This window comes from Gemmatimonadaceae bacterium (genome assembly GCA_036496605.1).
In the GTDB taxonomy this organism is placed as follows: domain Bacteria; phylum Gemmatimonadota; class Gemmatimonadetes; order Gemmatimonadales; family Gemmatimonadaceae; genus AG2.
The window spans coordinates 23667-33831 of sequence record DASXKV010000014.1; the positions used below are offsets into that span (position 1 = coordinate 23667).

The window sequence follows — 10165 nt, forward strand, 5'->3', positions numbered from 1 at the left end:
CGCGGACGCAGTCACGGCTTGGCCCGCGACGCGCTCTGGGCGCGACTGGCGTCGGGCTCGTCGTGTTCGTCGCGAATGTCGCCGACCAGTTCCTCGAGCAGATCCTCCAGCGAGACGAGACCCACCGTCGCGCCATTCGGATCACGCACGACCGCGAGGTGCCGTCGCTCGCGCAGCATTCGGAAAAGGAGTTCGTTGCAGTGCGCCTCGGGGGTTGCCATCGCGACCGGCCGCAACGGGGGGAATTTCTCGGCGCCCGCTTTCAACACGTCGAACGCGTGTACCATTCCCCGCACGTCGTCGAGCGAGCCGTGATAGATCGGAACGCGACTGTAGTTCGATTGGGCGATGCGCAACGCGAGTGTGCGAGCTTCGAGCGCGTCGTCCAGTGCGAAGATGTCGGCGCGAGACGTCATCACGTTGCGAACGAGCTTCGCGCCAAACTCCACCACGCCACTGATGATCGCAATCTCCTCGCGCTCTCCTACACCTTCGAGCTCGCCTTCGCGCAACAGATCGTGCAGCACCTCGCGTTCGACATCGACCGAAGCCCGGCCCCGCTGACGCTCGAACGGCGCGGCAGCGCGCCGCCCGAGTCCGACGATTGGCGTTACGAGCAGCTCGACGACGCGGAGAACGGGCACGACAACCGGCACGAGATAGGTTGGCCATTGGCGCGCCACGGCGCGCGCGAACACCTGGCCCGCCAGTACGACCAGGACGACGAACAGCGCGACGTCGGCGATGAGCTGGGGTCCGGTGTGCTTGAGCCCGAGCATGATACCCGAGATCACGAGCGTGAGCGCCACTCCCGTGCTGGACCCAATCAGCAAACGATGCGGGCGCTCGAGGTATGTCACCGCCGCCGCCGATCCGCGCAGCCGCTGTTCCGTCCAGTGGCGAAGCCAGATGCGACTCACGGAGCGCACGGCCATCGCGCCTGCAGTGAGCCAGCCGACGACGAGCAGGGCCACCACGAATACATATGGCCGGTCGAGGAGATCCAGGTTCATCGAGGACCTCCCGCCGTCAACGCGGGCTGCAGACGCTCGAGGTACACCCGCTCGACACGTCGCCGCCTAACGCGTTCGACGACGAGCCGGACGCCGGCGCGTGTCAGCGTCTCGCCCGCGTGAGGAACGCGGCCGAAGAGCGCGTACACGAGGCCACCGACGGTCGTTACATCGTCGACACCGAAATCGACGCCCATCAACTCGCGCAGCTCATCGACCGGCAGGCGTCCCGCCACCCAGAAGCGTGTTGCGCCCTCACGTTCGACGTCCGGCTCCTCGACGTCGTATTCGTCACGGATCTCACCGACGATCTCCTCGAGAACGTCCTCGATCGTCACGAGTCCTGCCGTTCCTCCATATTCGTCGCTTACGATTGCGATGTGCGTTCGGCTGTCCTTGAAATCACGCAGCTGCGCGTCGATCGTCTTCGTGGTCGGAATGAACACGGCGCCGCGCACCAGCCGTAGCCATCCTCCCTTTGGCTCGTCGGCCGCGACGATAGCGCCCAGCAGGTCCTTGGCGTACAGAATGCCGATGACGTTGTCGAGCGTGTCGTCGTACACCGGAAATCGCGCGTGCTCGGAGCTGCGCACGCGGTCCAGTACTTCGGACCACGGCGTCGTCGCGGCAACGCCGACGATGTCGACGCGCGGCACCATGATTTCGCGCACTTCCGTATCGCCCAACGAGAAAACGCCATGCAGGAGCTCCTCTTCGGCGCTGGAGACGTCGGCTTCCGCCGCCACGACCTCACGGAAGCGCTCTGCGCTGTGCTCTTCCTCCGTCGAGCCCTCGGTCGCGGGAAGAACGCGCTGCAGCGACCGCTCGAGCACCGCACCGAGGGCAACGATCGGCCGCAACAGCACGGTGGTGACGCGCACGAAATCACGCAGCGCATCGAATGCGCGGCTGCCGAGGCCATAGCCGATGGAGCGCGCCATCCCCTCCGTGAGGGCGACGAGGACAAGGCCGAGTGCGACGGCCACCATCGCACGCGTCCCGAAAGACCAACCCGCGAACACAAGCCCCTGGGCGATTGCCGCACCAGCGGCGACGTGCGCCAGTACTCGAAGAGCGGACAGCGCGCGATGTGCACGTTCGCGCTCGTGAATCGCTCCGCCAGGATGCTCCGACGGAGACGCCGCGGGATCGAACGCGAGCAGTGCTCCGTCGGCGACAGAGCACGCCGCAGCAACGAGCGCGGCGATGGCGCAGAGTAGCCAGGCCGTGAGCGTCACGCGGCGGACCTCGCGCGTCGAGTCCCGCGCGATCGGCGTCGCGGAGTTCGGATCACCGATGCCACCAGTTGCTCCTGCCGCCGCCACATGGGCGAAGCGGCACGATCCCGTCCTTCCGGATGATCGTGGCCTAACACGTGGAGCACGCCGTGGACGACGAGTCGCGTCAGCTCTTCGCGAAGCGTTACGCCGTTTGTCTCGGCGTTTCGCCGCGCGACGCTCGGCGCGATATAGATGTCACCAACGAGCCGAGCGCCTGGGACCTCGGGAGCGAGAGTGAAGGAGATCACGTCCGTGCTACCGCGGTGGCCGAGATGGCGCCGATTCAATGCCGCAATCCGGCGACTGGTGACGAAGCTGATCGACACGTGCGACGGGGGCCGCCGTCCCCCTTCGGCCCGCAGCACGGCGCGCGCAATCGAGGCGACTTGCCGGCGCGCGAGCGGCACGCGAACGCCGTCGTCGTCGATGACTACGACGTGGCTCATACCGAGGCGAACTCGGACGTCACACCGCCGCTCGACGCAGGGTAGTCGATGCGGTTGTGGTACATGCCGGTCAGCACGCGAGTGAACTCGTCCTTGATGATGTCGAGCTGCTTGAGCGTGAGCGGCGCGTCCCGTAACTGTCCCTGTTCGATGCGTTGCCGAACGATGTGATCGACGACATCGCGAATCTTCTCCTGCGTCGGCTCGCCGAGTACGCGCGTCGATGCTTCGACGCCATCGGCGAGCATAACGACGGCGGTCTCCGCCGTCTGCGGGAGCGGTCCCGGATAGGAATACTCGACGAGATCGGGCACCGTGCCGTCCTTCTCTTTCGCTTTTTCAAGGAAGAAGGAGATCGCCCCCGTGCCATGGTGCTCTTTGATGAAGGCGCGGAGAGCGCGTGGGAGCTTGTGTTCCTCGGCGAGCTCGAGTCCCTCGCGGACGTGATTGCGAATGATCTGCGCGCTCGTACCGGGCTTGAGTGCGTCGTGCGGGTTACGACCCTTGGCCTGGTTCTCCACGAAGTACTGCGGCTTGGCGATCTTACCGATGTCGTGGTAGTACGCACCCACGCGCGCGAGGAGCGCGTTGGCGCCGATCGCTCGACAGGCAGCCTCGGCCAGATTGGCAATCGCGATCGTATGCGCGTACGTCCCCGGCGCCTCGAGGCTGAGGCGCTGCATCAGTGGCCGATTGAGGTCGGACCACTCGAGCAGCGTGAGGTCGGTCTCGATGCCGGTGAACGACTCCGCCATCGGGAGCAGGAGCAGCGCCAGCAACACCGACACGATGGCGTTCAACGCCCCATAGCCCGCGGAGATGAAGATATCGTGACCCGGGAGATCGAGCGTCAAGCCGATCGCAATCGCTGTCGTTAGGTACGCCGCGGCAATGGCGAGAATCCACCGATAAGTCTGGTTGCGTCGATTCACGACGCGTACCGTAAATGCGGCGACCGCGCCACCGACGAGGTTGATGAACAGGGCGTTGGTACCGCGAAACACGCTCTGTCCGCCGACAAGCATTGTGATCACCATCACCGCGATCATGCTGATGCGCTGATCGAAGAGCGCACTGAGCACCACGGCCGCGATCGTAACGGGTATCAGTTCCGGATGTACCGGTCGCGCATGTCCGATGATCGCCCCGCCGACGAGCACGATCACGATTGCCGCCGCGAACATCAGCAGCGATCGCAGGTCGTCGTACACCGCGGGCCTGAAGATCAGGATCGTTAGGCCGAGTAGTGAGATGATGAGCGCATTGAACATGATCGCGCCGATCGTCCGGCGCGCGCCGCGCTCGGTGGCCCGGCGGTGATCGACCGCGTCGTGGAGTGCGCGCAGTTTGTCGTGCTCCTCGCGCCCGACCACCTCGTTTGCGCCGATGATCTTCTCGCCAACGCGTACTTCGTACTTCGACGTAGGCACCGAGCGACGCATGTCGTCGCGCCGGAGCTCCGTCGCGGCCGCATCGGGGACGATGGTCGGGTGGAAGAACGCGCCGAGCAGCCGGAAGTAGATCCCGTCTCCCACCACCGAACCCGGGTCGGGATGGATGAGACGAGCGCGGCTGATGAGCATCGAGAACGTCTGGACGCTATCCGACGAAATACGCTTTTCGTCTTTGCCATTTCGCACGATCACGTCGCCACGCACGTTGTCGAGCGCGCCGCGCGAGGCGATCCCCGACCCAAGCCAGCGATCGAACACACGCTCCGCGGCGCTGAGCATCGCCGCGCGGCGCCGATCCTGGGCCAGGTATGCCGCCTCGGTCGGCGTCAGCGTGATCCCCTGCGACGCAGCTGCCTGCTGAATCCCGAGCACCGCGTTGCGTGGATCTACCGCCACGGCCGCCGCGTTCACCGCTTGCGCGAAGGCGGCAACCTGGTGCCGCGTCGAGTCGACGGCCGCGGGCACGTAATCAAACACCGGCTCGACCGTCGCCGCGGCGGCGTCCCGCTCCTTCAGCAGGTCGGCGTCGGTTTTGGGAACACTAAACGCGAAGGGTGCGATGACATTGTCCGATGCCACCGAGCCGACCTCGTACACCGGGAAGTCGACGGCTGGCGACGCCGGAAAGAGCAGATACGTGAACACGGCGAGCGCCAGCGCCAAGCCGACGCGCACGCCGTGGTCGCGCAGCCGGTTGCGACGAGGCGGAGCCTTCGCCGCGCTCGCTTCGCCCAGCTCTCCGGAGTTCATCCGATGGCCTGCTCGGCCTCGTGTCGGTCGTACGCATGCACGATGTCGCGCACGAGTCGATGGCGGACGACGTCGCTTTCGTCGAAGTAGTGGAAGCCGATGCCGTCGATGCCAGGCAAGATTCGCTCGACGGACAAAATGCCTGACTCCTCGCGCTTCGGCAGGTCGACCTGCGTCTTGTCGCCGGTGATGACCATCTTTGAATTCACGCCCAGTCGCGTGAGCAGCATCTTCATCTGCATCGACGTGGCGTTCTGCGCCTCGTCGACGATCACGAACGCGTCGCCTAACGTACGGCCGCGCATGAACGCGAGTGGAGCGACCTCGATCGTTCGCGTCTCGAGGGCGCGCTGAATCCGCTCGAACGGCATCATCTCATCGAGTGCATCGTAAAGCGGGCGCAGATACGGGTCCACTTTCGCCTGCATGTCGCCAGGCAGAAAGCCGAGACTCTCCCCCGCTTCGACGGCGGGACGCGCGAGCACGATACGCCGAACGCGTTTCCGAGTCAGCGCGTCGACTGCCGCGGCGACGGCGAGGTAGGTCTTTCCCGTTCCTGCCGGCCCGATGCCAACGACGATGTCGTTCTCTTGGATCTTTCGCAGATACTCAGCCTGCCCAGGCGTCTTCGCCTGGATAACGCGGCGGATGCCCGGCAGTGCGATGCGCTGGCTGTCGACGCCGACGCCACCACCGCCGTTGGTGTACGGACTCTCGTCGCCATAATCGCCATTCTCGCGAGCGTCGCCGCCGGAGCGTCGCCGATCGACTTCGTCGCTGATGCGGAGCACGTCGTCTGACGAGAGCTCGACGCGCTGCCGCGCCGACTCGATCATCCGCCGAGCGATGTCCGCAGCGCGGTCCACAAACTCGATGGGACCGGTGATGCTGAGTGTTTCGCCGCGCAGAGCGACCTTCACCCCACCGATGCGCGACAGTTCGATGAGATTGCCGTCGTTGACTCCCGCGAGCGTGAGCAGGTCGGCGCCTTCGGTGTTGAGCTTTTGCGTAACGCTGCCATCGCTCACGGGCTCGACTCCTCCACGCGAATGTGAAGCTCATGCAAATCGTCCGATGGAACTGGCGAGGGTGCGCCCTCGAAAAGGGCGCGTGCCGCCGTCGTCTTCGGGAAGGCGATCACATCCCGCAGCGACGACGCGCCCGAGAGCTGCATGGCGATGCGATCAAAGCCAAAGGCAATGCCGCCGTGCGGTGGCGCTCCCGAGCGCAACCCCTCGAGCAAGAAGCCGAAGCGTGCGTTCGCCGTCGCTTCGTCGATGCCGAGCAGGGAAAAAACTCGCGATTGAAGGGTTGGATCGCTGATTCGAATACTACCTCCACCGAGCTCCGTTCCGTTGAGTACCACGTCGTACGCCTGCGCGCGCACCTGTTCCGGCGCGCTTTCCAGCTTGTCGATGTCGGCGGCATGCGGCGCCGTGAAAGGATGATGCACCGCCTGCAGACGACCGCTGGCTGGATCTTTCTCGAAGAGAGGAAAATCCGTCACCCACAGAAAAACTCTCGTGTCTTCCTTCACGAGCGAGAGCCGGCGCGCTACGTCCTGCCGAACGCGATCGAGCGCCGGGCTCGAGATGTGATTCGGCCCAGCGACGAGCAACGCCAGATCGCCCTCGACGAGGGCGAGTTTGTTCGCTGCACCGTCATGCAGGAACTTCGCCGCGGGTCCCTCGAGTTGACCATTAGTCCGCTTCAACCTGACGAGACCGCCTGCGCCAGCGCTCTTCGCTCCAGCTTCAATCTCGTCCAGTTGCTTTCTGGACAGGAGGCTTCCGCCCGGAATCCGGATTCCACGCACGCGCCCGCCCTGCGCGATGGCGGATCGCGCGATCGAGAACTCCGAATCGCCGAAAGCGTCGCTCGCGTCGAAGATCTCGAGCTCAAACCGGAGATCGGGTCTATCCGAGCCGAAACGCTCCATCGCGTCTGCGTAGGTCATCCGCTGAAAGGATGGCGGGATGCCGACACCCACTTCGTTCCATAACGCGCCGATGAGACCTTCAGTGAGCAGGAGGACATCGTCCTGCCGGATGAACGAAGCCTCGATGTCGATCTGAGTAAACTCGGGTTGGCGGTCAACGCGAAGATCCTCGTCGCGAAAGCACCGCGCGATCTGGAAATAGCGATCAAAACCAGCGACCATGAGTAATTGCTTATACAGCTGCGGCGACTGCGGCAGCGCATAGAACTCACCCGCGTGCACGCGGCTCGGCACGAGGTAGTCGCGAGCGCCTTCCGGCGTCGGCTTCGTGAGAATCGGTGTCTCGACCTCGAGAAAGCCTCGCTCACTCAGGAAGCGCCGCGTCGCCTGCATGAGCCGATGGCGGAGAATGATGTTCTCCTGCAATTCCGGTCGTCGCAGATCGAGATAACGATGACGGAGACGCAGCTCCTCGGCGGGCAGCGGCTCGCCGCGCACACGCGCAACCGGAATTGCGGGCGGGGCCGCAGGTCCGACAACCGTTAGGCCCTTCGCGCGAACCTCGACGTCGCCGGTTGGCAGGTCCGCATTCCGCATCTCCGTCGGGCGCGCGACGACCTCGCCCTCGATGAGGACGACGCATTCCGGTCCAACGGTCGCAGCCAACTTCACAGTATCCAGGGGCGTGAAGCGAGGGTCAAAAGAGATTTGAACGAGGCCTGTTCGGTCCCTTAAATCGACGAATACCAGCTCTCCAAGGTCGCGCTTGCGGTGAACCCAGCCGCCGAGTCGCACTTCGGCACCGGCGTCCGCGGCGCGGAGAGCGCCGCAGGTGTGGCTGCGAATTGTGGTTGCAAGGTTAGGCGATGACGGCATCAGAGGGGATCGGTCCTGGTCCTATTTGCCGCGTCCGGCAGTGGATCGGATTTGACCGGCCCGCGAGGGCTCAACGCCAAACACGAAGATGAGGCTCGCGGTCGGGCTGCGGCCATGCGGCCGCGGGTCTGGCGGGGATTTCGCGCGTTGGGCGCGCCAGCGGGTCGGATGCGGTGAGCGCCCACGTTACGTAGTTCCGGGCGCAATCAGAATGAGCCCGAAGGGTATAGCGGCGCATCCGCCAAGCGAGCGCATGCTGCTTCGCTGAAGGGGTCATTCGAGATTTGAAGTCTAATTGTGGAGCGAAGTTCATGGTAGAGCGTCGCTTGACCACCGTACCCTCGTCGCCTAGCGTGCACGCGTCGCGCCGAGCACCCAAGACAGTATGTTTTCAGATGAACGCGTGATCCCAGTCGCCTGATGACGACCACCAATTTCCCGGCAGCCGAACGCGAAAATCTGCTCGACCTCGTCCCGACCGAGGCTGAGAAGCGGCTGCTCGCTTTTTGTTCCGAGCGTGGCTTGCCCCCGTATCGGGCGAAGCAGGTGGTCCGCCGACTGTGGCTGAACCCGGCGGGCGATTTCGACGGGATGACCGAGCTCCCCAAGGTTGCGCGAGAACAGCTGGCGGCCGCGTTCGACCTGCCGCGGCTGAAGATCGCTGCGCGGCAGCGCTCCACGGACGGCACCGAGAAGTTCCTGTTCCTGCTTCGTGACGGCCAGGCGATCGAGTCGGTCGCCATCCCCGAGAACGATCGACTAACGCTGTGTATCTCGTCGCAGGCTGGGTGCGCACTGCAGTGCGCCTTCTGCGCAACGGGAGCGATGGGGTTTCAGCGCAACCTGGACGTTTCCGAAATTGCCGGACAGGTGCGCGAGATGCGCCTGCTCGATCCTCCGCTCGCGGTCACGAACGTCGTATTCATGGGCATGGGTGAGCCGCTCATGAACTGGCGCGCCGTCGATCCAGCGCTGACGATCCTGAACGACCCGTTAGGCCTGGGTCTCGGGGCCCGGCACATAACCGTGTCCACGGTCGGCGTGCTCCCAGGCATCGTCGCGTTAGGCGAGCGTCCCGAGCAATTCCGCCTTGCGATCTCGATTCACGCGCCCAGCGATGCGTTGCGACGCGAGTTGATGCCGGTGAACGTCAAGTACCCGCTGAAGGACGTGATCCAAGCGGCGAAGCGATTCGACCGGCGCGTAACCTTCGAGTATGTGATGCTCGGCGGTGTCAACGACGCCGTCGAGCATGCCATCGGCCTCGCCGAGCTGGCCAAGGAGTGCCGGGCGTTCGTCAATCTCATTCCGCTGCACCCCGGTGGGGGTGGTGGTTTCGTCCCGACGCCCGCGCAACGAATCGCGGAATTCGCCCGGGAGCTGCGACGCCGCGGCGTCGAGGTCGCGGTACGAAAAAGCCGCGGCGTGGATATCGCCGCGGCGTGCGGGCAATTACGGGTAGAACGGTTGGGCCGGCGGCCGCCACGAAGCCCCGACGAGCACGGTGACGTCCAGGTAGCGTGACGAGTCGGGCCGCGATTCGACGCGCACCGTACCTAACGACGTCGCGACGTTGCGTGCCCAGTCCGGGTGCTGCGAGCGATCGAGCACCAGCGTTGTATCCTGCGTGGCCGACGTCGTGCCCACTTCCACGACATCGAATCCTTGATCGCGCAGATACAACATCGCGCGCCGCCCCAAGCCGCGTGTCCGTGTCGCGTTGAGTACCTGAACCCTCACGCGAGGCGTACCAGGTCCCGAGCGAGTAACCGAGCGCGACAAGCTCTTTCGCGCGGGCAGCGCTGCGGCCGTCGCGGCCACGGCAACGAACCCGATTACAGCGACAAAGGTGGTCCTGCGAGTCATCGAATCGAATTCCAGAGCTGAACAGTCTCGGGAAAGAGCGTGTGCCCCTCGTTGAGGGCGTACACCAGACGCATTCGCACCACCTGACGAAACACACGGTCAAAATCGTGGGGGACCTGGGCGGCAAGGAAGGCCCGGTCCTCGCGCGAGAACCTCCTACCAGGTTCGAGAAAATCGCCCATGTAGAGAGCCCGGCCGGTGCGATCCCACGCTGGCGAGCCAACCGTGTGATATCGAATGGCGTTGAGGACGTTGAGCCGCCGCTCACCCTCGAGAGCGAGCATTTCCGCTGCGGCCGGCCCGTGCAGCATCTCGGATTCGTAGGGAGCGTCGCCAGCCATTCGCCTCAATTCCTCCCGTGGGGCGTCTCGGAGCGCGTCGTGCCATTTGGCCGCGTCGAGCCAGTCCCGACGCTCGTTGGCCGAGATACACATGGCCTCCGCCCAGCGCTCGAGGAGCGTTGCGACACGCTGGATGTGAGCGCGACGCTTGTCGCTCACCTGCGCCCAGGAAGGAAGTTCGACGGCCGACACGAAAGCCA

Annotated in this window: 9 protein-coding genes; 1 reads left to right on the top strand and 8 read right to left on the bottom strand. The window is 64.8% G+C overall.

Annotated elements, in window-relative coordinates; translation table 11 throughout:
* Positions 1-11: 11 nt before the first annotated feature.
* The 6 genes from VGH98_05330 to aspS are packed head-to-tail and all read right to left on the bottom strand — an operon-like array spanning position 12 to position 7758.
* Positions 12-1013 carry a CNNM domain-containing protein gene (locus VGH98_05330; protein ID HEY2375377.1) on the bottom strand — a complete coding sequence of 334 codons (1002 nt, stop codon included), beginning with the start codon at positions 1011-1013 and terminating at the stop codon, positions 12-14.
* On the bottom strand, positions 1010-2251 hold the full coding sequence (locus tag VGH98_05335) for a hemolysin family protein (GenBank protein ID HEY2375378.1): 1242 nt from the start codon (positions 2249-2251) through the stop codon (positions 1010-1012). The genes VGH98_05330 and VGH98_05335 overlap by 4 nt, the downstream gene beginning before the upstream one ends.
* Positions 2248-2739 (bottom strand): rRNA maturation RNase YbeY, encoded by a 492-nt coding sequence (gene ybeY, locus VGH98_05340; GenBank protein HEY2375379.1) that lies wholly within the window; start codon positions 2737-2739, stop codon positions 2248-2250. The genes VGH98_05335 and ybeY overlap by 4 nt, the downstream gene beginning before the upstream one ends.
* Complete coding sequence (locus VGH98_05345; GenBank protein ID HEY2375380.1) at positions 2736-4943, bottom strand: HDIG domain-containing protein; 2208 nt, start codon at positions 4941-4943, stop codon at positions 2736-2738. The genes ybeY and VGH98_05345 overlap by 4 nt, the downstream gene beginning before the upstream one ends.
* A complete protein-coding gene (locus VGH98_05350; protein HEY2375381.1) occupies positions 4940-5971 on the bottom strand; it encodes a PhoH family protein in 1032 nt (343 codons plus the stop codon). The genes VGH98_05345 and VGH98_05350 overlap by 4 nt, the downstream gene beginning before the upstream one ends.
* Positions 5968-7758, bottom strand: coding sequence for an aspartate--tRNA ligase (gene aspS / locus VGH98_05355; protein ID HEY2375382.1), 1791 nt, complete (start codon positions 7756-7758; stop codon positions 5968-5970). The genes VGH98_05350 and aspS overlap by 4 nt, the downstream gene beginning before the upstream one ends.
* Positions 7759-8178: 420 nt before the next feature.
* On the opposite strand from aspS, the gene rlmN reads away from it, so the two are divergent.
* On the top strand, positions 8179-9282 hold the full coding sequence (rlmN, locus tag VGH98_05360) for a 23S rRNA (adenine(2503)-C(2))-methyltransferase RlmN (protein HEY2375383.1): 1104 nt from the start codon (positions 8179-8181) through the stop codon (positions 9280-9282).
* Here rlmN and VGH98_05365 read toward each other — a convergent pair.
* Entirely contained in the window at positions 9211-9624 is a 414-nt protein-coding gene (locus VGH98_05365) for a LytR C-terminal domain-containing protein (GenBank protein HEY2375384.1), read from the bottom strand. The two genes, rlmN and VGH98_05365, sit on opposite strands and share 72 nt — an antisense overlap.
* Positions 9621-10157 carry an HD domain-containing protein gene (locus VGH98_05370; protein ID HEY2375385.1) on the bottom strand — a complete coding sequence of 179 codons (537 nt, stop codon included), beginning with the start codon at positions 10155-10157 and terminating at the stop codon, positions 9621-9623. The genes VGH98_05365 and VGH98_05370 overlap by 4 nt, the downstream gene beginning before the upstream one ends.
* Positions 10158-10165 lie beyond the last annotated feature (8 nt).

Bases quoted from the DNA above. Each gene is read 5' to 3' on its own strand.
- VGH98_05330 (HEY2375377.1), bottom strand. From the start codon at position 1,013: ATGAACCTGGATCTCCTCGACCGGCCATATGTATTCGTGGTGGCCCTG.
- aspS (HEY2375382.1), bottom strand. From the start codon at position 7,758: ATGCCGTCATCGCCTAACCTTGCAACCACAATTCGCAGCCACACCTGC.
- VGH98_05365 (HEY2375384.1), bottom strand. From the start codon at position 9,624: ATGACTCGCAGGACCACCTTTGTCGCTGTAATCGGGTTCGTTGCCGTG.
- VGH98_05345 (HEY2375380.1), bottom strand. From the start codon at position 4,943: ATGAACTCCGGAGAGCTGGGCGAAGCGAGCGCGGCGAAGGCTCCGCCT.
- rlmN (HEY2375383.1), top strand. From the start codon at position 8,179: ATGACGACCACCAATTTCCCGGCAGCCGAACGCGAAAATCTGCTCGAC.
- ybeY (HEY2375379.1), bottom strand. From the start codon at position 2,739: ATGAGCCACGTCGTAGTCATCGACGACGACGGCGTTCGCGTGCCGCTC.